This is a genomic window from Streptomyces sp. NPDC002446, from assembly GCF_053595675.1.
The window spans coordinates 19,554-43,207 of the sequence record NZ_JBSFYC010000037.1 but is presented as its reverse complement, the minus strand read 5'-3'; the positions used below and the strand labels follow the sequence as shown (position 1 = coordinate 43,207).

Sequence of the window (23,654 nt, the reverse complement as noted above, 5' to 3'; positions counted from 1 at the left end):
GCTCGGGTCACTCCGCGACGGCGGGCTCCGCCTCGGCCGCCATCGCGGACCTGGCCGCCACGAAGGCGTCCACCGCGCGGTGGACGTCCTCGGTGGAGTGCGCCGCCGACAGCTGGACGCGGATCCGCGCCTGGCCCTGCGGGACCACCGGGTAGGAGAAGCCGATGACGTAGACGCCGCGCTCCAGGAGCAGCTCGGCCATCCGGGCCGCCTCGGCCGCGTCACCGATCATGACGGGGGCGATGGCGTGGTCGCCGGCGAGGACGTCGAAGCCCTCCTCGGTCATCCGGGAGCGGAACAGCGCGGTGTTGGCGTGCAGCCGCTCGCGCAGCTCGCCGGCCGACTCCAGCAGGTCGAGGACCTTGAGCGAGGCCGCGGCGATCACCGGGGCGAGCGAGTTGGAGAAGAGGTACGGGCGGGAGCGCTGGCGCAGCAGCGCGACGATCTCGGCGCGGGCCGCGACATAGCCGCCGGAGGCACCGCCCAGGGCCTTGCCGAGGGTGCCGGTGATGATGTCGACACGGTCCATCACGTCGTGGAGCTCGGGCGTGCCGCGGCCGCCGGGGCCGACGAAGCCGACCGCGTGGGAGTCGTCGACCATGACCATGGCGCCGTAGCGGTCGGCCAGGTCGCAGATCTCGCGCAGCGGTGCCACATAGCCGTCCATGGAGAAGACGCCGTCGGTGACGATCAGCTTGCGGCCGGCGCCGCCTTCGGCGGCCTCCTTCAACTGGCGCTCCAGGTCGGCCATGTCGCGGTTGGCGTAGCGGAAGCGGCGGGCCTTGCACAGCCGGATGCCGTCGATGATGGAGGCGTGGTTGAGCGCGTCGGAGATGACCGCGTCGTCCGGCCCGAGCAGGGTCTCGAAGACACCGCCGTTGGCGTCGAAGCAGGAGGAGTAGAGGATGGTGTCCTCCTGGCCGAGGAAGCCGGCGATCCGCTGCTCCAGCTCCTTGTGGACCTCCTGGGTGCCGCAGATGAAGCGGACCGAGGCGAGGCCGTAGCCCCAGCGGTCGAGCGCTTCGTGGGCGGCCGCGACGACCTCGGGGTGGTCGGCGAGGCCGAGGTAGTTGTTGGCGCAGAAGTTGAGGACCTCGCCGGGGTTGCCTCCCGCGGTGACCGCGACGGTGGCGGACTGCGGGGTGCCGATGACGCGTTCGGGCTTGTGCAGTCCGGCGGCGCGGATCTCGTCGAGGGTGGTGCGCAGTTCGTCGCGTACGGAGTCGAACATCAGGGTTTCTCCAGGAGTCGGGGTGGGTCGGCGGGGCGTGCCGAACCGAGCCGAAGGATCAGGCAGTCCAGTCGAGGATGATCTTGCCGCTGCGGCCGCCGGCCGCGTCGTCGAAGGCGGCGTCGAAGTCCTGGTAGGGGTAGCGGCCGGTGATCACCGGCGCGAGGTCGAGACCGCCCTCCAGCAGCACGGACATCGCGTACCAGGTCTCGAACATCTCCCGGCCGTAGATGCCCTTGATCGTCAGCATGGACGTGACGATCCGGGACCAGTCCACGGGGAAGTCCTGGGCGGGCAGGCCGAGTACCGCGATCCGGCCGCCGTGCGTCATGTTGGCGATCATGTCGCGCATCGCCTCGGGCCGGCCGGACATCTCCAGCCCGATGTCGAAGCCCTCGCGCAGGCCCAGCTGGCGCTGCCCCTCGGCGATCGTCGCGTCGGCGACGTTCAGGGCGAGGCTGACGCCGACCTTGCGGGCGATCGCCAGGCGCGGCTCGCTGACGTCCGTGATCATGACATTGCGGGCGCCGGCGTGCCGGGCGACGGCCGCGGCCATGATGCCGATCGGCCCGGCGCCGGTGATCAGTACGTCCTCCCCGACCAGCGGGAACGACAGCGCGGTGTGCACGGCGTTGCCGAACGGGTCGAAGACGGCGGCGATGTCGAGGTCGACGGGGACGCGGTGCACCCACACGTTCGCGGCGGGCAGCGCCACGTACTCGGCGAAGGCGCCGTCCCGGCCCACGCCGAGGCCGACGGTGGCGCGGCACAGATGGCGGCGGCCGGCCAGACAGTTGCGGCACTTGCCGCAGACGAGGTGCCCCTCGCCGCTGACCAGGTCGCCCGGCTTGATCTCGGCCACGTCGCGGCCGGTCTCCACCACCTCGCCGACGAATTCATGGCCGACGGTCAGCGGGGTGGCGATGGTCTGCTGCGCCCAGCCGTCCCAGGCGCGGATGTGCAGGTCGGTACCGCAGATGCCGGTGCGCAGCACCTTGATCAGTACGTCGCCGGGCCCACAGTCCGGTTCCGGGACCTCCGTGAGCCACAGTCCCGGCTCCGCCTTCTGCTTGACCAGTGCCTTCACCGCGCCGGCTCCCGTAGGTGAGTAAGTGTGCTGTGACCTGCCGGGAGGCGTTTCTCGGCCACCCGGTTCCGGGGGGAAATCTTCCGTATGCCGGGCTCCGGGTCCATCGAGGTTTTCTTAAGCACAGTCACAGCTGCCCTTTACGCCCCACCGTGAACGGGTGTCCCGGCGGCCACGGAGCCCCGGGAGTGTAGGGGTTCGCCACCGCGAACGGCGGAATTCATCACAGGTTGAGTGGCCATGACACCGGGATGTGCGGCGCTACGTAGGACTGGATGAGCAACTTCGCACGGGTGCTGACGCGACGCACCGCGGCCTCCCGTGTGCTTCGTTCCTGTGCGTCCCTGGAGGTCAGTGAATTGAGCCACCGACATGTGAACAAGCGGACGGGCGCCGTCGCCGGCGCGGCAGCGGCCGCCATCGCGGCCGCGGCGATCCTGCTCCCCGACGCCAATGCGAGTACGGACCGGCCACCGGCCCCCCGGACGTTCGGTGCCCACGCGGCCGGCCAACTGGCGACGGCCCTCAAGGCGGACCTCGGGGAGCAGTCCGCCGGCTGGTACCTGGACGGTGCGAACGGCCACCTGGTCATGAACGTGCTCTCGGAGGACGACGCCGCGACCGTCCGGGCCAAGGGCGCGGTCGCCAAGGTCGTCCGCAACAGCATGACCGCACTGAAGGCCGGCGCGCGGACCCTGCGCGAGAACGCCTCGGTGCCCGGCACGGCGTGGTCGATCGACCCGAAGACCAACAAGATCGTGGTGCTGGCCGACAGAACTGTCACCGGCGCCAAGATGAGCACGCTCAACAAGACGACCGACGGCATGGGCGAGCTGGTCACCGTCAAGCGGTCCCGGGGCGAGTTCCGGCGGTACGACGGCGGGGACGCGGGAAGTGCCGGGGGAAGCGCCGCGGGGAGCTCGGCGGGCGGCTCCGCCGGGAACGGGAACGGGAACACGGGAGGCTCCGCCGGGAACGGGAACGGTAACGCGGGCGGTTCCGCGGCGAACGGGGGCGCGGGAGGCGGGGACGCGGCCGCCGGTCCGATCGGCGGAAGTGCCATCTTCGGGGGCAACGCCCGCTGCTCCCTGGGCTTCAACGTCACGGTCAAGGGCGCCCCCGCGTTCCTGACGGCCGGGCACTGCGGCAACGACTCGGCGACCTGGTCGGCGGACCAGGGCGGCGGCCAGCCGCTGGGCACCGTCGCCGACTCCCAGTTCCCCAAGACCGACTTCGCGCTGGTCACCTACGACGACGCGGCCGCACAGCCGCAGAGCGCGGTCGACCTGGGCAACGGCAGCACCCAGCAGATCACCAAGGCCGCGGAGGCCGCCGTCGGCATGAAGGTGCAGCGGTCGGGCTCCACCACCGGGCTGGCCGACGGCACGGTCACCGGCCTGGACGCCACGGTGAACTACGGGAACGGCGACATCGTCAACGGCCTCATACAGACGGACGTCTGCGCGGAGCCCGGCGACAGCGGCGGCTCGATGTTCTCCGGCGACGCGGCGGTCGGACTGACCTCCGGGGGCAGCGGCGACTGCACCCAGGGCGGCGAGACCTTCTTCCAGCCGGTCACCGACGCCCTGGAGGCCACGGGGGCGGAGATCGGCGCCGGGGGCGGCGGCGACGCGGGAGCATCGGGCGCCCAGGACCCGGGCACCGAGGACCCGGGCACGGGCACCGAGGACCCGGGCGCCGAAGACCCCGGAGCCGGCGCCGTCGGCGACCCCGGCATGAGCGGGGGTGATGCGCTGAACTGACCTCGGACGACCGGAGTTTCGCGCTCCGACGGCCCCGCCCACCCCCCAACATCCCCTGTGGGCGGGGCCACTGAGCATCACGGGGCCCCTGAGCGCGGCGGAACCATAGCGACCGCCCGCGGAGCGGTGCCAGAATGACCGGCCCTACTCCGACCCTTCCTCAGGGGCACCATGGCGTCGAACGAACTCGATTCCCGTACCCCCGTCACCCCGGTGATCCCCGTCTTCCACGGAGCCGGGCATCTGCTCCGGCTGATCGCCGACCTGGTGCGCAGGCCCCGGCGCCGGGAGTGCCCGGAGCCGGTGCGGCACCGCGGAGTGGCCCAGGGACGCGAGGGCCTCCCGGTGGTCTGTCTGGTCGGCGGGGACGACCACGCCCAACTCGCCAAGGGCATCAGCTACTTCCTCGGCCACGCCGACCCCCGCCGGGTCCCCCACGTACTCCACGACCTCCAGGCCGACGCACGGCCCGCCGACCCGGAGTCCGCCGACGCGGTGCGCCGCACCCTGGAGCGGCTGGCGCGGGGCTTCGCCCTCAGCGTCAACGGCAGCGACGGACGGGTCCGCTTCCGCCGGTTCGGGCTGGTCAACTGGCTGATGCAGGTGGGCGCCGACAGCGGCGGCGACCACGTGGGCGATGTCGAGGGCAATGACCACACACTGCTCCAGGGCCTGCGGGAGCGGGAGTTCCGCCGCCGGCGGCTGTTCGGACTGCTGCGCTCCCCGGAGACCGAGCTCGCGGTGGACGGCAAGGTGCCGTGGTGGGTGTGGCTGTTCGCGGTCCATGTCTTTCCGCTCGCCTGGTTCCGGGTCCGCCGCGGGCTGAGCTGCGAGTACCGCTGGCTGCTCAACCAGCCCTACCTCGCCCCGCGCGACCCGGGCACCTTCACCGGCTTCGCCGAACGGCTGACCGCCCCGCACAACGAGGTCGAGGACCCCGAACAGCTGCGGAAGCTGATGGTCAACGCGTTCCTGGAGGATCTGCGGGTGTCGTTCCGCCGCCGCATCTGGCGCCCCCGTACGGCCCGGCGCACCGCGTACTGCGTGGCGCTGCTGGACGGCATGGGCCCGGACAACTGCGGCCATCCGCTGCTCCGGACGATCATCGACGTACGCAACGAGACGGGCGCGTTCGACCCGCTGCTGGTCATCGCCTGCGGCGCCGAACCGCCCGCCGAGGGCACCGAGGTCCGCGCCGACTGGGGCCGGCGCGAGCTGTGGGTGCTCTCCGACCGGCTCTACGGCGGCTGGCGGGACACCTTTCTGCACCAGGGCCGGGCCCGCAACCGCGCCCCCTGGTACCTGCCGGTCGCCGTGCCGCGGCTGATGCCGCCCACCGAGGAGAGCTACGAGCTGACCCGGCGGCTGGAGGTCGCCCAGGACGCCCGGCTGCGGATCCCCGAACCGCCCCTGTGGGCGCGCCGGGTGGTGTCCGTGGCGGCGGCGTGCACAGCCGCGTTGGCGCTGCTGGGCGCGGGCGGGCTGGTGCTGGGCGCCGAGCGCGGCTACCGGCAGGCGCACTGCGGTCTGAGCCGGTTCGAGGAGGACGCGGACACCCTGCTGACCGCGGAGACCGGCGAGTGCATCGGGGTGGCGCGGCACGGTTTCACCTTCCACTCCCCCGACCCCTCGCTCGACCGGACCCTGCAGACCATCTACCGGCAGAACGCCCGCGCCGAGGAGGCGCACAAGGCGGCTCCGGACCGCCCCTTCGTCACCCTCGTCCATCTCTCCGCGCTGCTCAGCGTCTCGGGAAAGCCGGCCGGGCAGCTCGCCTACGGGCGCGAGGCGCTGCAGGGCGCGGCCGGCGCCCAGTCCCGGCAGCTGCGCACCACGGGTGCCACGGAGCCGATCCTGCGGATCTTCCCCGCCAACGCCGGATCGGGCATGCGCTTCGGCACCCGGGTGGTGGACATCCTGGAGCGGCTCCAGCAGCAGGACCCGTCCATCGTCGGGGTCACCGGGCTCGACCAGAGCCGGGAGGCGACCAACCGGACGATACGGAAGCTGACCGCGGTGGGGCTGCCGATGGTGGCCACCACCCTGTCCGCGGACACGCTGGTGCGGCAGTCCCCGATGTACTTCCAGGTGTCGCCGCAGAACACCCGGGAGGCGGACGTCGCCGCCGCGTACGCGGACCACCTCGTGGGACAGGGCGGGAAGGGAACGGCCCGGCGGGTGCGGATCATCGGCTCCGCCGATCCCAGCGACACCTACAGCAAGACGCTCAGCGACGATGTCGCCCGGCGCTTCCGGGCCCGCGGGTTCGGGGTCGAGAGGACGGTGTTCACCCCGCCCCCGCCGCCGGGCGAGGAGCCCTCCTCCGACGCCCCCGGCCCCGGGACCGTCGGCCGGCGGAGCTGTTCCTACCCGGGCGTGGTGTTCTTCGCCGGCCGTTCGGAGGACTTCGAGTCGCTGCTCGGCGGCATCAACGAGTCCTGCAACTCGGATCCGCCCACGCTCATCGGCGGCGACGACGTGGCGCGGCTGGCCGCCGACGTGGACCGCCGCGAGCACTACCCCGGAATCCCTTACGACTTCCTGGACTTCACGCTCGGCTCGGCGCACTGCGACGGCACCAGCGAGCTGTACGCGGAGCTGAGCCGGCTCTTCCCCGACGAGTGCGCGAAGGTCCCCAACTCCTCCCTGGACGGCCATGCGGCGCTCGGCTTCGACGCCGTCAAGCTGTACGTCAACGCGGTCAAGCAGCTGCGCGAGGAGGCCGCCCTGATGCCGCTGACGCCGCCCGCGGTGTGGCATGCGATCAGCGGTGTCCACGGGGACGCGGCGCTCGACGGGGAGAGCGGGATCATCAGCTTCGGCGGCGATGTGGACCGCCAGGTGCCGCTGGACAAGCTGCTGTCGGTGCAGCGCATCGACGGCGCGGGCCGGCCCGCGCAGGCCGGGTTCTGCGGCCGGGTCGGCGGGCGGACGCAGTCGGCGTGGTGTCCGCCGCTGGAGCCGGAGAAGGGCCGCTGAGCCCGCGGCCGGTCGTCCCCGTCAGGGAGAGGTGACGGTGAAGAGGCCGCCGTCGGGGTCGCGGACGACGGCCTGGTGGCCCTCGCGGTCGGCGATCGGGGTCACGGGGGTGACGGTGCCGCCGGCGGCCACCGCGGCGGCCGTCACCTTCTCGATGTCGCGGACCGGGAAGTGGACGTGCCAGCGGGGGCGCACCCGCGGGTCCGGGGCCGCCTCGACCGCGCCGCCGCGCAGGGTGGCGACGGTGTGCGTACCGTCGCGGACGATCACCTGGTCGTGTTCGTAGGTGACATCGCAGCCGCCGGGCTTCTCGGAGGCCCAGTCGAAGACCTCCGCGTAGAAGATGGCGGCCTCGAAGGCGTCGCGGGTGCGCAGTTCCAGACAGGCGGGCGCATTGCCCTGCCCGACCGACCAGGCCAGCGTCTGGCCCTCCCAGAAGCCGAAGGTGGCCCCGTCGCGGTCGGCGGCGAGCGCGGCGCGTCCGGGGCCGAGCTTGAGCGGGCCCACCGCGACGGTCGCGCCGCGCTCACGGATCCGGCCCGCGGTGTCGTCGGCGTCCTCCACCGCGAAGTACGCGGTCCAGGCCACGGCGATCTGCAGGCTCTGGGCGAGGGCGCCGATGCCGGCCACCGGTTCCCCGTCGGCCAGGGCGATGGAGAACTCGTCGCCGAGACTGGCCCGGCGGAACCGCCAGTCCAGGACCGCGGAGTAGAACCCCTGGGCGGCCTCCAGATCGCGGGCCAGCAAGCTGACCCAGCACGGAGCGCCCCGTACCGGAGTCGTGGGCCCATGGACCGACATGACATCTGCCTCCTGTCGCTCGCACCCTCTCCCACTGTGCCAGCGACACAGCCGGGCCGCACCAAGGGCGCACCCCGTCGGGCAGCGCGGTTGTGCCGGTCTTGATCAGGATCGATGCTGTAGTTACTGAACCGGGCTGGGTTGATGCCATGAACGCATGGAACGCGGCCGAGAGCGCCGACTTCCGTGGTCCCCTCGACGTCACCAGGGCGGCCACAGCGGTTCTCGATGCCCGGGACCTGGTCATCGGGTGGAGCCCGGCGGCCCGGCGGCTCCTCGGGTATACGCCGCAGGAGATCATCGGCCACCCCTTGGAGACGTTCTTGCCGGCCGCCGAGGCGGCCGGTCCCATGTGGGCCGAACGGGCCGCGGACGCCTCGCTCGGCGGCGCGGCGCCCCGCACGGCGCGGCACCGCGACGGCCGGCTGCTGCCGGTGGCGGTCACCACCTGCCCGCTGAGTGTCTCCGCCGAGGACGGCGGCGCCCCGGCCCGCATCCTGGTGGCGGCCGCACTGGACGAACAGCAGGTGTGGGAGTCCCAGCAGGCGATGCTGCGCGGCCTGGGCACCCAGTCCCCGGTGGGCCTGGGCATCTACGACACCGACCTGCGGCTGACCTGGGCGAACACCGCGTATGTGCGGGAGATAGGGCGGCCGCTGCCGGAGTTCCTGGGCGCCCGGGCCGATGAGCTCTACCCGGACGGCGAGTTCGTGTCCGAGGGGTATCCGCGCACTCTGGACGAGGTCATGAAGAACGTCCTGGCGACCGGCGAGCCGATCCTCGATCTGCACTTCGTCGGCCAGCAGCCCTCCGACCCGGGGCCCGATCACGTCTGGTCCTGCTCCTACTACCGGCTGCAGGACGCCCGCGGGCAGGTGCTCGGGGTGTGTGAGGACGCCTTCGACATCACCGAGCGCTATCAGGCGCAGCGCCGGCTGAACCTGCTGGTGGAGGCCGGCATCCGGATCGGCACCACGCTCGACATGACCGTCACCGCCCGGGAGATGACCGAGGTGGCGGTGCCGGACTTCGCCGCCGTGGTCGCCGTCGACCTGCTGCAGTCCGTACTGGAGGGCGAGGAGCCGGCACCGGGCGACGGCGCCCTGCCCCCGCTCGTCCGGGTCGCCACGCGCCGGGCCGGCGACCCGCCCGGCGCCCCTCCGCACGCCGCGTACCGCGTCGAGTACCCGCCGGGTTCGCTCCCGTACCGCAGCCTGTCCTCCGGCGGGATGGTGCACGGGGAGAGCAGCATGGTCGTGCCGCTGCGGTCCGGCGGCACCCCGATGGGGCTGGTGACCTTCAGCCGCGGGGAGAGCCCGTCGCTCTTCGACAAGGGCGAGGTCGAACTCGCCGACGAGCTGGTCACCCGAACGGCGGTGTGCCTGGACAACGCCCGCCGCTTCACCCGGGAGCACGCCGCCGCGCTGACCCTCCAGCGCAATCTGCTGCCGCAGCACCTGCCCGAGCAGTCCGCGGTCGATCTGGCCTACCGCTATCTGCCCAGCGACGACCGGGCCGGGGTCGGCGGCGACTGGTTCGACGTCATCGGGCTCTCCGGCACCCGGGTCGGGCTGGTCGTCGGGGACGTGGTCGGCCACGGCCTGGAGGCGGCCGCGACCATGGGGCGGCTGCGGACGACCGTCCGTGCCCTGGCCCGGCTGGACCTCTCCCCCGACGAGTTGCTGAGCCGGCTCGACGACCTCGTCGGCCAGACCGCGGAGGAACGGGCGAGCACGGTCGGCACCGATGCCGGCCCGGACGATGTCGCCACCGGCGTGACCTGCCTGTACGCGGTCTACGACCCGGTCTCCCGGCACTGCACGATGGCGCGGGCCGGCCATCTGCCGCCCGCCGTGGTCGACGCGGACGGCGGTGTGCGATTCCCGGATCTGCCGGCCGGCCCGCCGCTGGGGCTCGGCGGCCTGCCGTTCGAGTCGCTGGAGCTCGAACTGCCGGTGGGCAGCCTGCTCGCGCTCTTCACGGACGGGCTGGTCGAGGCCCGCAACCGGGACGTCGACGAGGGGCTGGCGGTCCTGCGCCGGGTACTGGCCGACCACCGCAGACCGCTGGAGGAGCTGTGCGACCGGGCCCTGGACGAGCTGCTGACGGACGCGCCGGCCACCGATGACCTGGCGCTGCTCCTGGTACGCACCCGCGAGCTGGACACCCGGCAGGTCGCGGCCTGGGAGCTGCCCGCCGAGCCGGCCGCGGTGGGCCGGGCCAGGGAGCTGGCCACCGGGCAGCTGCGGGAGTGGGGTCTGGAAGAGCTGTCGTACACCACCGAGCTCATGGTCAGCGAGCTGGTCACCAACGCCGTACGGCACGCCTCGGGGCCGCTGCATCTGCGTCTGCTGCGCGATCTGACCCTGCTGACCGAGGTGTCGGACACCGGCCACACCTCCCCGCACCTGCGGCACGCCGCCGGCGACGACGAGGGCGGGCGGGGACTGTTCATCGTCGCGCAGCTGGTGCAGCGCTGGGGTACGCGCTACACGCCGTACGGCAAGACGATCTGGACGGAGCAGGCGTTTCCGCCGGACTACCCCGGGGCTCCGCGGCCGGTCGGCTGACCGCGCGGCGCCCGGCCGCAGGGGCCCGGGCCGCCGCATGGCGTGCGGGCCCGGGGAGCCGGTCCCATCATGGAACCAAGCGAGGTCCCGGCGACCCGGCGGGCGCGGACGAAGGAGGACCTGTGACGACCAATGGCAGGGAGCAGTCGGCCCAGCACCGGCCGGCCGAGCTGTACACCGGTAGCGAGCGGCCCTACGACCCGGAGGACCTGGTGAAGGCCTCCGGACGCGAACCCACCCCCCATGCCCTGGAGTGGGCCAGGCGCCTCATCGCCGAGGAGGGGCCGGGCGCCATCGAGCGGTATCTGCCGTGAATCCCTGACACCGGCACGCGCACCGCCTGCGCGGTGCCGGCCGTACGGAGGGGCATCGACGTGCCGGTGACCGGCACGTCGATGCCCCTGCGCGGCGGCGTGGCCACGGGGTCCGCAAAACGGCTTGCGGGCAGCGGCACCGCTCGGGAACCCTCCCCGTCATGACCACGGAACGCCTGTCCCCGCCCGTACGCGCCGGCGAACGGGAGACCCTGCGGGCCGCTCTCGACTTTCACCGGGCCACGCTCGCGATGAAGACCGACGGCCTCTCCGACGAGCAGCTGCGACGCCGGTCCATGCCGCCTTCCACGCTTTCCCTGCTCGGTCTGGTGCGGCACATGGCCGAGGTCGAACGCACCTGGTTCCGCCGGGTGATCAACGGCGAGGACATCCCGCTCGTCTGGTCGGCCGACGGCGACTTCCAGGCGGCCTACGACGCGAGCCGGGCCACCCGCGCGGAGGCGTTCGCCGCCTGGGAGTCCGAGGTGGCCCACGCCCGGCGCATCGAACAGGCCGCCGCCTCCCTCGATGTGACGGGCTATCAGCCCCGGTGGGGCGAGCATGTCTCGCTGCGCCTGGTGATGCTCCACCTGATCCACGAGTACGCCCGCCACAACGGCCACGCCGACTTCCTCCGCGAGGGCATCGACGGCGCGACCGGCGCGTGAGGCGGCACGAGCAGGCCCCCGGCGCGGGCGCCCGCGGATCAGCCCAGTTCGAGGCTCGTCACGGCGAAGGTCCGCGGCCGGTCCACCGCCGGGACCGGCCCGGTGTACATGCGGATGGTGTGGGACCGGGGGGTCAGTCCCCGGGCGGTGGCCAGGGCGTGGGCGGCCCGCTGGGTTTCGGGGACGTCGAGGAAGACCTCGGCGGACGGGTCCACGGCGGCGGTGAGGGCGTCGAAGAGCGCCTCGGCGGCGTCCGGGCCGTCGGCGAAGAGGGGGCCGACGCGGTGGCCGCTGCGGGCCGGGCGGATGACTCCGTAGCCGGCGACCGCGCCGTCGCGGACGTAGGCGCGGGCGGTATGGCCGGGGGCGGTCAGCCAGCGGGCGACGAAGTCCCGCCGGTCGGCGGGGAAGCAGCGCCGGTCATAGGCGGCGAGGGCGTCGAGGTGCGCGCCGGTGACGGGGACGATGTGCGCGGACGGCGCGGTGCCGGGGCGGGCCGGGCACCCCCCGTAGCGGATGGTCTCGTACGCGGGGGTGAACCCGGCGCGCCGGTAGGTGTCCTGCTGGGCGGGGACCGCGTCGAGGCCGACGGTCCGGGCGCCGGCGTGCGGGAAGGCGGCGCGCCAGGTGGCCAGGCCCAGGCCCTGCCCGCGGTGGTCGGGGTGGACGAGGTAGTAGCCCAGGAAGGCGTACCGGTCCGAGTAGTTGACGACGGAGACCGCGGAGACCGTCCGGCCGGCGCGGCTGCCGAGGAAGAAGCCGGCGGGGTCGGTGGGGTGGAAGCAGGCGGTGTCGTCGAGGCCGGGGTTCCACTGTTCGTCGGCGGCCCACTGCACCACCTGGTGCCAGTCGTCCAACGAGGCGGTGGTGACGGCGAGTTCGCCGTCCACGGCGGGCTGCGGGTGCGGGGCGTCGCTGATCGGGGGCATGCCGGTGGTCGTCCCTTCTGGTGGGGGCGGGGGCGGGATGGTGCGTACGGGGCGGGTCCCTGGGGCCTGTCCGATGGGTCAGGGTCGGACAGGCCCTAGGGTCTGTCCGGTGGGTCAGGGTCGGACAGGCCCTAGATGAGGTCCATGGCCGCGACCTCGTCGGGGCGGCCGTAGCTGACCGGTCCCTGGAAGCGCCGTCGGGCGGTGGCGAACCACCACACGGTCGCGATGATCAGCACCACCGCCAGCGCGATGGGTGCGTAGTTGAACGAGGAGGGGGTGATCGGGGAGGCCTGGGGCAGCATGAACAGCACATTGCTGACCAGGATCCAGGTCACCGCGATCGCCGCGACGGGCTTGCCGTAGCGGCCGAGGTTCCACGGTCCGGCCTGGAAGTCGTCGAGCCGCAGCCGCAGGAAGATGGGCACGGCGTAGGCGAGGAACAGCCCGACGACGTTGACGCTCACCACCGCGGTGAAGGCGGTGTGCGACCACCAGCCGGGCAGCACCAGCACCAGGGGGCAGGCCGCCGCGAGCCAGACGGCCTTGACGGGGGTGCGGGTGCGCGCGGAGACCGAATGCCACCAACGGGAGCCGGGCATCGCACCGTCCCGGGAGAAGGCGAAGATCTGCCGGGTATTGCTGGTCATGTTGGCGAGACCGCAGAACAGCATGGCGCCGATAACGATCAACAGCAGGAACTTCGCGGTGTTTTGGCCGAGCGCGTCGATGAGAATCTGCACCGGCGGCGCCTCGGCGCTCGCGGCTCGGCCATAGTCGCGGATTGCGTACACCAGAGCGAGCATCAGGATCAGTCCGGTGATCGCGGAGCAGGCGATTGCCCGCATGATGCCCCTGGGCGCGTTGACCGTTGCCTTCACCGTCTCTTCGGACATGTGGAAGCTGCCGTCGAATCCGGTGAAGGTCCAGCTGGTGACGAGCAGACCCAGCATTCCGCCGTACACCGCATGAGTGAAGCCGGTGTTGTTGACGAAGTGGGTTGCGAACGAGGGCGACTGATGCTGGTCGGGTATCACGGCCAGTGCGCCGACGATCACCACCATGCCGATCAGCAGCCACCACACGGAAATCCGGTTCACCAATGCAACGAGCCGCACCGTGTACGTGTTCGCCAGCGCCTGGACGAAAAGGATGGCCGCGGTGATGCCGACGGTCTGCTGTGCCGTCGGCTCGTAGGAGGGCCACTGCATGGCAATGAATGCCTGGATGAAGGTGGCGGCGGCGAAGTTGGTGGCGGCGGTACCGCCGACCTGGCCGACGAAGTTCAGCCAGCCCGTGTACCAGGACCAGGCGCCCTTGTGCCGCTTGGCGAGCTTGCCGGCCGAGAAGTAGAGCGCGCCGCTGGTCGGGTAGGCGGAGGCGATCTCACCCATCGCGGCTCCGACGAACAGCACCATGATCGATACCGCCACCCAGCCGAAGATCAGAATCCGCGGGCCGCCGGCGTTCATTCCGAACCCGAAGGAGGAAAAGATCCCGGATATGATGTTGATGATGGTGAACGAAATGGCGAAATTGTCGAACGCCCGGAATCTACGGGTCAGTTTCCGCGGATAGCCCATCGCATGCAGCGTCGCGTCGTCGTCCAGCGTGACGGGACTTGCCGGATGGTGGGGAGATTTCGAGCGGGTGAGAGATGCGCGCTCGGACACAACCGCAACCTTTCTGGGGGGACTTCGGGGGAAGAATTGCGCGGGTTGATCAGAGGGAATCGACGGGGACGGTTCGAGCGGGATGCGAAGAAGGTGTGGAGGAACCTGAGAACGTTTCCACAGCGCCCGGCGTGCGGCATTCCCAGGAATTCCTCGTACGGCAGACTCCGGCACCCTCCTCAGCCGTCATGCGGTACGGGGAGTCCGCAGGAACGTCTCGCCCGGGTCAATTGCTCCGCGGGGTCACCGAACGCGCTCCAGGGCATACGCGAGGCATAGGGCCCCATCGCCGTGAAGACCTCCCGCGCCTCGAATTCCCGTTGCGCCATGAACAGCGCATGCGCCAGATAGGCGAGGTCCAGGACCGGCGTGAAGCGGTAATCGGCGACCCGGGGCAGCCAGTTGCGGTAGATGCCCATCGCGGTGCTGATCCACTGGGGCTGCTCCCATGTGCGGTCCGCGAGGGGGGCGGACGGGTTGTAGTCCTCGACCAGCGCCACCAGCGGCAGCAGCCGCAGCGGCGAGTGGGCCGGGGCCCGCTGGCTCAGGAACGCGGCGACGTCCCAGCTCGCGCTGGAGGAGCCGCCGTAGCGGGGGAAGAAGAACGACAGGAAGCGGTGGTGCGCCTCGCGGTGCCAGGCATCGAGCCGGAGGATGTGGGCGAAGAGGTACCACGGGCCGGTCGGCGCGGTCAGCAGTCCCTGCGGGGCGGGGTCCCGGGGGCGGTCGAGGCGGGCCAGCGCCAGCTGGGCCACCCAGGGCGTGGGGTCCTCCGGCAGTTCCTTCGCCGCCCGCTCGCACGCCGCGTGCGCGATCCGCGCCAGCGCGCCCTGCCGCCGGTCCCCGGCATCGGCCATCCGCAGCGCGCGCAGCATCGCCACCCGCGCCCAGAGCAACGCCGCCTCCGGCCCCGGCTCTTCGGCCAGCCAGCGCTCCGCGAGGTCCGAGTCGGCCGCCACCGACGCCAGGACGAGCGAGCGGTGGGCCCGCACCTCGAAATCCTCCCGGGTCTCCTTGAGCACCTCGTGTGCGCTCAGGTACCGGCCGGCCCTGACGTCCATGCACGCCCGCGCCAGCGCCCGGTCGTCGGCCGCCGGACTCCATACGTACTGCCCCTCGAATGAGCCGGCCGCCATGGTCCCCTCCCGGTCACGAAGGCGTCATCCCCCACCGCATTCCAGCCGCGCCGAATTCAGCTGGACCCCTGCCACCGGTCACGTGACAGCGGGGCACACCCTACTCATCATCAACTCATTGCGAAAACAACCGACGGGAAAATCTGGTTCCGCACCCATCACCGCAATGAGATTGAAGAGGAAACAACTTTCCGGCCGCTCTCCAGGAGCCCCCACTTTGCCACCGCCGGGACCACGGGCCGCCGCGGGGCATTAATTTGGCATATTCACCCGCTCACGGGGCCTCCACAACCGGACGCCCACCGGCGATTACTCCTCCGTATCCAGTGGATCCGCCCCAGACCGGGGGCGGGCGGCGGCCGGATTCAAGCCTTACCGGCACGTCCGCCGCACGGCCGGCACGGCCACCGGCACCGCGGTTCACCGAGCGACGCGAGCCGTACGGCCGGTCGGCCGCCCTGCCGGGCACCCCACCACGGCGACACCTTATAGGTCCAGACCACGCACAACCGCTGGTGGATCATGACCAGTTGACCGATGGTTTTGAGCCATGCCGGACGGGCGGGCGGCGCGGCTATGGAAGCCAGGGCGGGCGGGCGCCCTCGGACAGCGTTCCCTCAATTTCCCGTGCGCTTACGGAACGAAACGACGGCCCGCCCGGACGCGGAACGCCGCCGCGTCGGCCGACGCGGCTCCCCGCAAACACAGAATCGGCTCAAGAGCAACCGAAATTAGCGGAAGCTACTTTCCGGAACCGCGCGATCACATGTAGCGTTCGACTGGACCGGAGGCCGTGACATCGCACCACGTCACGGCTGACGACGGGCGTGGGCGCGCGCGTTCCTGCGGCACGGAAGGAGCGTTTGCCCCCGCTGGGCGCACCCGCACCGGACGCGCCCGTGCGCCGCCCACCGCCTCGACACCGGACTGCGTCGCGACGGCTGCGCAGCATCTCAGCACCTTGAACGTCGAGCACCGCCATGTCTGTCCGTACACGCCTGCTTTGCAAGAGGAATGGGCCCAGATCATGTTTATGAACTCCTCGACGACCCCGCTTGCGTGGCGACCGGAGGCCGGCTTCGGCCGTCCGGCAACAGCCGGGCCCGGCGAAGGGCCACCCCTGGCGGTCGACCGGCTTCCCGACGGCAAGTGGCAACTGACCCTGCACGACCTGGAACCCGTCTCGGTGCACCGGCTGCCCTCGGACGAGGTCCACATCATCCTGGCGCCACCGCGCGAGGAGCCGCCGGGTGCCGGCGAACCGGCGGCCGCCAGACCGGCCCGGGCGGAGCCCGTCCAGATCGACACCGCGGCCCGGACGGTGTTCATCAGAGGCCGCCAAGTCTGCCTGCCGCGGCTGGAATTCGATCTCCTGGCCCACCTCGTACTGCACCCCCAGCGCGCCTTCACCCGGGAGCAGTTGATGGCCGCGGTCTGGCCCAGCTGTCAGTCCAGCACGCGCACCGTCGACGTCCATATCGCCCGGCTCCGCCGGCGCCTGGGGCCGGGACTGCGCGACTCCATCAGCACCGTCTTCGGCATCGGGTACAAGTACCTGCCCGCGGGGTGACCCGGGCGCCGAGGCGGCGGACGGCCGCGTACGCGCCACGGGCCGGTGGCCGGGGGTCCCCCGGCCACCGGCCGCCCGGGCCTCAGCCGGCCCGCGGCGGGTCCGTCCCCGCTTCCGGCGGCGCCGGGTTGAGGTGTGCGGGAGTGCCGGTGAGGGGCTCCTTGCGGACGAAGGCCCGGCGCAGCGCGTGGTAGGGCTGGTCCGGGTCGAAGAAGATGCGGTGCATACGCTCCAGTTCGTGCGCGCGATAGGCGTGCAGCGGACGTTGTGCCTCATCGCGCTCCCGGGCGGCCTTCTTCTCGGCGATCCGCGCCTGGGCCGCGGGCGAGGACGCCAGCCGGACCGCCAGCCGCGCGGTCCGGGGCGCGAACTCCTGGGGACCGCAGTCGATGATCCGGTCCACCAGCCCGAGCCGCTGCCCGGCCGCGGCGGTGACCGGCAGGGCGCGCGCGGTGAGCTGCTCGGCCACCTCGGGGCCGGCCCGGCCGGGCAGGGTGTAGGTCCAGTACTCCGATCCGTAGAGGCCCATCAGCCGGTAGTGCGGGTTGAGCACCGCCGCCGAACGGCACCACACCTCGTCGGCGGCGAGCGCCAGCATCACCCCGCCGGCCGCGGCGTTGCCGGCCAGCGCGGCGACCACCAGCCGGTCGGTGGTCGTCAGGACGGCGTGCACCAGATCGTCGATGGCGTTGATGTTGGCCCAGGACTCCTCAGCCGGGTCGGCGGCGGCCTCGATGACGTTCAGATGGATGCCGTTGGCGAAGAAGTCCCGGCGCCCGCCGAGGACCAGCACGGACGTCGGACGGGTACAGGCGTGCCGGTAGGCGGCCAGCAGGCGCCGGCACTGGTCGGTGCTCATCGCGCCGCCCGGGAAGGAGAACTCCAGGAATCCGGCCGGGCCGTCCTCCCGGTAGCGGATGTCGGTCCAGGTGCGGGGCGAGTCGCCGGGGTCGAGCGGGGCCGGGACCTCGGGGAGCGGAGGCAGCCGGTCGCCCAGCGCGAGGGTGGCGGGCAGCGTGAAGGTGCCGGGCTCCCCCGGGCGGCGCGGCGAACGCAGTTGCGGGATCCACACCGCCCCGTCGGCCGTCGCCCGGCAGATCGCGCCACATCGGGTGGCGAGCAGCTCGCCCGGCGGGCCGGTCAGGGTGTCCTCCGGGTGACCGCCGTGCAAGAACCAGGCGTCGCCGAGCAGTTCGTCCCGTACACCGGGCCGGGAGTCCGCGGCGCGCAAGGTGCGTACGACGGTGTCGGTGGGGTCCGAGCGCCAGTCGATCCGGCGCTGCTCCTGGCGCAGGGGCGGCCGGGGGCGGCCGGCTTTCGCGGCGTCGGGCAGCGCGTCCTGCGGCTGCGGGCGATGCCTGCCGGACGCCACCCGGGCGACGGCCGCGCGCACCGCCGCGCTCGCCGCGTCGGCGATCTCGTTGCGGTAGAGGTCGCTCTTGCCCACCGCGGGGACGGGGCAGTCGGCCGCGGCCCAGATGTCGCCGGCGTCCATCTCGTCGTTGGCCTGCAGGACCGTCACGCCCCAGCGGTCCGCGCCCAGGTGCACCGCCCAGTCCACCGAGGACGGCCCGCGGTCGCCGACGGGGCCCGGGTGCACGATCAGGCAGGTGTACGCGGACCACACCTCGCGCGGCACGGCCGTCTTGAGCATCGGCGCCACGATCAGTTCCGGCGCATGGCGGCGTACGACCTCCAGCAGCGGGGTCTCCCGCGTCACCAGTTCCACCCGTACCTGGTGTCCGCTGTCGCCGAGCTCGGCGTAGACGCGCTGCGTCAGGCTGTTGAACGCGCCGGCGATGAGCAGGATGCGCACAGCAGACTCCTCCGGGACGGGGACCGATGAGCGGGGATCGGTGGTGATCGTCCCCCCGGTCCGCGCCCGCACCTCCGGACGCGCGCGGCAGGTCACCCGATCGGCGGCCGCCGTGCGGCGCAATACGGACACAATGCGGCGCAATCACCGCCCATAGCCTGCACCGGAACTATGAGCCCGCACCGGCATGGATCACGTGAATCCGGGCTTCCATATGACTGGCAGTCATGTGGTTCCCGCGATTGATCAACTCGACGAAATCTCGCCAAAGTTGGCGCGCCGGCCACACTTCCGCGCGAACCGACATTGCCTTTAATTGACATTCAGTTGGTAACACTTTTACCTTCGTTCTTACGGCATCAGCGCAGGTCAAGTGCAGTGCCGGTACGTCTTCCGCACTCTTCCCGGAGGTCTCCATGGAACAGCTCATCAAGAAGATGGCCCAGGACAACGTCTGGCAGAACTGGCTCGCCGCCAACTCCGCACAGCAGGCGGCGAAGAACGGCTGCATCAGCGCGGCGCCCAAGTCCGGCTGCATCAGCGCCACGCCGAAGGCCGGCTGTATCTCCTGACGCCGGATCCGCCGGTGAACCCGGGAGGGGGAGCCGGCGGCGCTTCCCCGCCGCCGGCTCCCCCTCCCGGGCATCGCGCCACGCACGCGCCCACGGGCACCGCTCTTCGAGCCGTAACGAGGAATTCCATGGATGGTCAGCCGACCGCCGAGGTCATCGAGCAGATCCGCGACATACCCATCTACCGCGAATCGCTGGCGAAGGGGCACTTCCCCGTACTCGACAAGCCCGAGATCGCGCGTGGCTTCCCCGACAACTGGATGACGCCCCGGCTGGCCGCCGCCCTGGAGGCCGGCGAAGCGGAGTTCGTACTGTCCACGGGCACCAACCACGCCCGGATGCAGATCATCCGGCCCCCGTACTTCCTGCTGCGCTCCTACTACGAGCTGTGGCAGGGACACCCGGACATCGCCGACACCTGGGAGTCGGGCTGCCGGCGGGTGTCGCTGACCACGGTGCTGGCGACCGAACACGTGGCGCGGGTCAACGCCGCACGCAGCGGCGTACCGCCCCGGCCGGTCCCCACCCTCGACGACCGCCGGCTCGACGACCGCACCTGCTATCTCAACCTGCGGCTCGACCCGGCGCTGTGGGAGCGCGACGACGTGGTACGGATGCTCGCCGAGATCCGCACCGCACGGCAGGCACACCCCCGAGGCTGGTACCACCTCGACTGCTCCGGGTACCACCTGGCGCATCTGGTGCGGAAGGTCAGCGAATGGGGGCTGTGGGACGATTTCCCGCCACCGGCCAGCATCATCCACGCCTACGAATACACGCCGGTCAACGTCCGGCGCTTTCTGCACCAGCACTTCGCCTGCCCCGTCATCGACCTCTTCGGCAGCACCGAGCTCGGCTATCTCTACTACAGCGACCGGCGCGGCACATACTGGCCGCACCTGGACAAGATGAGCGTCGAACTCCACCCGGTCGCACCGGAAAGCACGATCTACGAGCTCATCGTCTCCAGTGTGCGCAACCCCTTCATGCCGTTGATCCGCTACCGCTCGGGGGACTGCGTACGGACCCTCGACGGCACGCCGGACCCGACGAAGATCGCCCAGTTCTGCGGCCGCCAGAAGGAACTGCTCGGCACCCCGCACGGGCCCGTCGCCCAGGGTGATCTCGACCGCTGCATCGGGGAGGCGTCCTCCCAGGTCTTTCTGCACCAGTTGCAGCTGACGGGCGATTCCGAGGCCCTGCTGGCGTATACGACGTTCAACGGTGCGCCGGTCGGTGACACGGAGGCCGAGGCACTGGAGCACGGCATCGGTGAACTGACCGGGCGGCGCTGCCGTATAGAGCACCGTACGCACATCCCCATAGGGCGGTCGGGAAAGTACGCCTGGCTCGCCGGCGACGCCTGAACCGCGCCCCTACCCGCCCCCACCTGCACAGGAGAGTCATGACCAGCCGCGTGCGGATATCCGCCGACGATCTGAGGGACCTGCTCGGCGACGCCTTGCACACCGAGGTGGTGGACCATTTCGCCGCCAAGAACGAGGAACTCTCACGGGAGTTCGTGACGCGGCAGGTCACCGAGTGCCTGCGGTATCTCTACCTCGTCTCCCGCTACCGTGAGCAGCTCGGCGGACTGTTCCTGCCGGTCGAGCAGGACATCGACGAGATCTGGCACTACCTCATACTGCAGACCCGCGAATACCGGGCGCTGTGCGAACAGCGGCTGCCGGGGCGGGTCTTCATCGAACACCGCAGCATCGCCTACGAGGACTACCAGCAGGAGCCGGGCCGGGAGCAGGCGCTCGAAGAGGCCCTGCGCTGGATCCCGTTGTACTGCCGGGAGTTCGGCGCGTTCGACGAGGGCGCGCTGCCGCACTGGACGATCGTGCGTTTCCTGCACGAGCAGATGAGCCTGTCCCTCGCGGACATCGCGGCGCTGGAGCCGATGTCGACCGCGTAGTACGCGGACCGTCCCGATCGGAAAGGAACCATGACGGCTAGGAACGGCGCACCGGCCACGCGCGAAATCCCCGAACAGCGGCGCATTCTGGCCGTTCTCGTCATCGCCCAGATCCTCAGCGGCGCGGGCCTCGCCGCGGGGATCACCGTCGGCGCACTGCTCGCCGAGGAGATGCTCGGCTCGACGGGTCTGGCGGGCGTGCCCAGCGCGCTGTTCACCGCCGGTTCCGCGCTCGGCGCCGTGGCCATCGGCCGGCTCTGCCGGCGCTGGGGCCGGCGCCCCGGGCTCGCGCTCGGCTACGGCGCCGGGGCGCTCGGCAGCCTCGTCGTGGTGATCGCGGCGACCCTCGACAGTGCTCCGCTGCTCTTCCTGGGCCTGCTGGTCTACGGGGCCGGCACCGCGACCAACCTGATGGCGCGCTACGCGGGAGCGGATCTGGCCTCCCCCGAGCGCCGCGGCCGCGCCGTGAGCACGGTGCTCTTCGCCACCACGCTCGGCGCGGTGGTCGGCCCCAACCTGGTCACGTTGACCGGGCAGTTCGCGCACTCCTGGGGCATCCCGCGGCTCGCCGGGCCGTTCCTGCTGGCCATCGCGGCGTTCGGCGCGGCCGCGGTCGCCCTCGCCTGCCTGCTGCGGCCGGATCCGCTGCGACTGGCCGAGGCGCTGGCCCAGCAGGCGTCACCGGAAGCGTCCGACGGCCCCGCGACGGACGACCTGCCCTCCGCTCCCCCGCAGCGACGGCGTGTGGTCATGGGCACGCTGGTCATGGTCGTCACCCAGCTCGTGATGATCGCGATCATGACGATGACGCCCGTGCACATGCGCGCCCACGGGCACAGCACCCAGGACGCCGGGTTCGTCATCGCCCTCCACGTCGGCGCCATGTTCCTGCCGTCACCGCTCACCGGTCTGCTCGTCGACCGGGTCGGCCGGCTGTGGACGGCCGCGGCATCCGGGCTGACCCTGCTGGCGGCCGGTGTCCTGGCGGCCACGGCATCCCCGCACTCCGTGCCCGCGCTCGCCACCGCCCTCGTACTGCTCGGCCTCGGCTGGAACTTCGGCCTGGTCAGCGGCACCGCCATCGTCACCGACGCACTGCCGCCCGCCGACCGGGCCGCGGCCCAGGGGCTGGTGGACGTCGGCATCTCGATCGCCGGCGCCACCGGAGGCGCCTCCTCGGGACTGATCGTGGTGGCCGGCGGCTACCCGGCTCTCGCACTGTCCGGAGGGCTCCTCGCCCTGGCGGTCATACCCATCGTCCTCTGGGCCGCCAGACGGCCCGCACACCCCGTCCCGGCCCCCGCAACGACGCGTACGGAGACGGAACGGGCCTGAGCTCGCGCCCGGCCGACGGACACGGCCGGCGGGTACCGGACGCCACACCCGCCCTCTCCCGTACCGTCCGAAAAAGTCTTGAAACTTGGCGTCATTTCTCGTTATCACGCGGGAAACCTGAGTGATGCACTATTGGGGGACGTTTAGTCGTGTGGACGATCCACGGGGGAGCGATGACGCGGAAAGGCACCGGCATATCCCGTACACCGGCGCTGCGCGCCTGGCGCCTCGCGCTGGCCGCCCTCGCCGCGATCCTGGCGTTCCTGCTCGGCGGCGCGTCAACGGCCGCCAGCGCATCCGCACTTGCCACCCAGTCCGCGGGCACCAAGTCGTCCGTCAAACCCGCCGGTGACACCAACGAGGAAAAGACCAAGCGCGAGAACGATCGGGGCAAGGCCCGCGGTTCCGCGTACACCACCCTCGGAGCCCCCCGCCACGGCGGACGGCCGCTGCCGTACGGGAACGTCGACCGGCTGCGCCACGGCTCGGAGTGCGACCCCGCTCCCGCACACAGCTCCACCAAGGCCGCACCGAGACCGGAGAGACTCCCCGTCCTGCACTGCGTGTTCCGCTGCTGAGCGAGGTCGTGGCGGTCTGCCGCACCATCCGCACCTCGCACGTATCCGCCACCACCCCACAGTGGCACCACACTTCAGCAGGAGACCTCCCAGTGGAGACCTTCATTCAGCATGCCCGGGGCCTGATGGCCCGTATCGCCGACCGGCGTGAGGAGCAGGAGACCTATGGCCGGCTCGCGGCCGGCCAGTCGCCCCTCGCCCTGTTCATCACCTGCTCCGACTCCCGCGTCGTGCCGTCCCTGATCACCGGCGCACGGCCCGGCGAACTGTTCGAACTGCGCACGGCCGGCAACGCCGTGCCCGTCTACCAAGAGGGCATGGCGGCCTGCGCGGAGGCCGCCACCATCGAGTACGCGATGCGCGTGCTGCAGGTGGCCGACATCGTCGTGTGCGGCCATTCGCACTGCGGCGCCGTCGGGGCCAAGGCCCGCGGTGAGGACCTGACCGGCGCGCCCGCGGTACGCGACTGGCTGGCGCAGCAGCTCTCCGACGAACTGCCCAAGGACGACGAACCGACGGTCTCGGCCGCGGTCCAGCAGCACGTCCGCCAGCAGCTCGACCGGCTGCGCGGCTACCCCTGCGTCCAGGAACGGCTGGACGCCGGAGAGGTGAATCTGCACGGCTGGTTCTACGAGGTGCACACCGGCATGGTGGCCGCACATCATCCGGCCTCCGACCTGTTCCTCCCGCTGTGAAGGCGGGGGTACACGC

Annotated in this window: 19 protein-coding genes; 12 read left to right on the top strand and 7 right to left on the bottom strand. The window is 71.7% G+C overall.

The window, feature by feature from the left end; all coding sequences use genetic code 11:
* Positions 1–7: 7 nt before the first annotated feature.
* A complete protein-coding gene (locus ACWD6P_RS21500) occupies positions 8–1,231 on the bottom strand; it encodes a glycine C-acetyltransferase (protein WP_451445735.1) in 1,224 nt (407 codons plus the stop codon).
* 58 nt (positions 1,232–1,289) lie between these two features.
* The gene (gene tdh, locus ACWD6P_RS21495) at positions 1,290–2,318 is read right to left on the bottom strand and encodes an L-threonine 3-dehydrogenase (protein WP_451445734.1); all 1,029 of its coding nucleotides are present in this window, start codon (positions 2,316–2,318) and stop codon (positions 1,290–1,292) included.
* 275 nt (positions 2,319–2,593) lie between these two features.
* On the opposite strand from tdh, the gene ACWD6P_RS21490 reads away from it, so the two are divergent.
* Positions 2,594–4,081 carry a S1 family peptidase gene (locus tag ACWD6P_RS21490; protein WP_451445733.1) on the top strand — a complete coding sequence of 496 codons (1,488 nt, stop codon included), beginning with the start codon at positions 2,594–2,596 and terminating at the stop codon, positions 4,079–4,081.
* Between the two features lie 171 nt (positions 4,082–4,252).
* Positions 4,253–7,060 (top strand): hypothetical protein, encoded by a 2,808-nt coding sequence (locus ACWD6P_RS21485; protein WP_451445732.1) that lies wholly within the window; start codon positions 4,253–4,255, stop codon positions 7,058–7,060.
* Positions 7,061–7,081: 21 nt separating this feature from the next.
* On the opposite strand, the gene ACWD6P_RS21480 is transcribed toward ACWD6P_RS21485, so the two are convergent.
* Positions 7,082–7,861: a VOC family protein gene (locus ACWD6P_RS21480; RefSeq protein ID WP_451445731.1), complete on the bottom strand. Its 780-nt coding sequence runs from the start codon at positions 7,859–7,861 to the stop codon at positions 7,082–7,084.
* Between the two features lie 149 nt (positions 7,862–8,010).
* Between ACWD6P_RS21480 and ACWD6P_RS21475 the strand changes: the two genes are divergently transcribed.
* The 3 genes from ACWD6P_RS21475 (at position 8,011) to ACWD6P_RS21465 (ending at position 11,413) form a co-directional block, all read left to right on the top strand.
* A complete protein-coding gene (locus ACWD6P_RS21475; RefSeq protein ID WP_451445730.1) occupies positions 8,011–10,431 on the top strand; it encodes a SpoIIE family protein phosphatase in 2,421 nt (806 codons plus the stop codon).
* Between the two features lie 122 nt (positions 10,432–10,553).
* Positions 10,554–10,745 (top strand): hypothetical protein, encoded by a 192-nt coding sequence (locus tag ACWD6P_RS21470; protein ID WP_451445729.1) that lies wholly within the window; start codon positions 10,554–10,556, stop codon positions 10,743–10,745.
* Positions 10,746–10,906: 161 nt separating this feature from the next.
* Positions 10,907–11,413, top strand: coding sequence for a DinB family protein (locus ACWD6P_RS21465; protein ID WP_451445728.1), 507 nt, complete (start codon positions 10,907–10,909; stop codon positions 11,411–11,413).
* 38 nt (positions 11,414–11,451) lie between these two features.
* Here the strand turns inward: ACWD6P_RS21465 and ACWD6P_RS21460 are convergent, their stop codons facing one another.
* From ACWD6P_RS21460 to ACWD6P_RS21450, 3 genes are all read right to left on the bottom strand, one after another.
* Positions 11,452–12,342: a GNAT family N-acetyltransferase gene (locus ACWD6P_RS21460; protein WP_451445727.1), complete on the bottom strand. Its 891-nt coding sequence runs from the start codon at positions 12,340–12,342 to the stop codon at positions 11,452–11,454.
* A 131-nt stretch (positions 12,343–12,473) separates the two neighbouring features.
* On the bottom strand, positions 12,474–13,925 hold the full coding sequence (locus ACWD6P_RS21455; RefSeq protein ID WP_451445764.1) for an amino acid permease: 1,452 nt from the start codon (positions 13,923–13,925) through the stop codon (positions 12,474–12,476).
* Between the two features lie 269 nt (positions 13,926–14,194).
* Entirely contained in the window at positions 14,195–15,151 is a 957-nt protein-coding gene (locus ACWD6P_RS21450) for a hypothetical protein (RefSeq protein WP_451445726.1), read from the bottom strand.
* A 1,033-nt stretch (positions 15,152–16,184) separates the two neighbouring features.
* Between ACWD6P_RS21450 and ACWD6P_RS21445 the strand changes: the two genes are divergently transcribed.
* Positions 16,185–16,721 carry a winged helix-turn-helix domain-containing protein gene (locus ACWD6P_RS21445; protein ID WP_451445725.1) on the top strand — a complete coding sequence of 179 codons (537 nt, stop codon included), beginning with the start codon at positions 16,185–16,187 and terminating at the stop codon, positions 16,719–16,721.
* Between the two features lie 82 nt (positions 16,722–16,803).
* Here the strand turns inward: ACWD6P_RS21445 and ACWD6P_RS21440 are convergent, their stop codons facing one another.
* Positions 16,804–18,537 (bottom strand): hydrogenase maturation protein, encoded by a 1,734-nt coding sequence (locus ACWD6P_RS21440; RefSeq protein WP_451445724.1) that lies wholly within the window; start codon positions 18,535–18,537, stop codon positions 16,804–16,806.
* A gap of 416 nt (positions 18,538–18,953) precedes the next feature.
* On the opposite strand from ACWD6P_RS21440, the gene ACWD6P_RS21435 reads away from it, so the two are divergent.
* From ACWD6P_RS21435 to ACWD6P_RS21410, 6 genes are all read left to right on the top strand, one after another.
* On the top strand, positions 18,954–19,109 hold the full coding sequence (locus ACWD6P_RS21435; RefSeq protein WP_384440414.1) for a hypothetical protein: 156 nt from the start codon (positions 18,954–18,956) through the stop codon (positions 19,107–19,109).
* Positions 19,110–19,237: 128 nt separating this feature from the next.
* On the top strand, positions 19,238–20,476 hold the full coding sequence (locus tag ACWD6P_RS21430; RefSeq protein ID WP_451445723.1) for a hypothetical protein: 1,239 nt from the start codon (positions 19,238–19,240) through the stop codon (positions 20,474–20,476).
* Positions 20,477–20,514: 38 nt separating this feature from the next.
* Positions 20,515–21,030 (top strand): hypothetical protein, encoded by a 516-nt coding sequence (locus tag ACWD6P_RS21425; protein WP_451445722.1) that lies wholly within the window; start codon positions 20,515–20,517, stop codon positions 21,028–21,030.
* Positions 21,031–21,060: 30 nt separating this feature from the next.
* Positions 21,061–22,365, top strand: a complete 1,305-nt coding sequence (locus ACWD6P_RS21420) for an MFS transporter (protein ID WP_451445721.1) — start codon at positions 21,061–21,063, stop codon at positions 22,363–22,365.
* 173 nt (positions 22,366–22,538) lie between these two features.
* The gene (locus tag ACWD6P_RS21415; protein WP_451445720.1) at positions 22,539–22,943 is read left to right on the top strand and encodes a hypothetical protein; all 405 of its coding nucleotides are present in this window, start codon (positions 22,539–22,541) and stop codon (positions 22,941–22,943) included.
* A gap of 92 nt (positions 22,944–23,035) precedes the next feature.
* Complete coding sequence (locus ACWD6P_RS21410; RefSeq protein ID WP_451445719.1) at positions 23,036–23,638, top strand: carbonic anhydrase; 603 nt, start codon at positions 23,036–23,038, stop codon at positions 23,636–23,638.
* Positions 23,639–23,654: the final 16 nt, after the last annotated feature.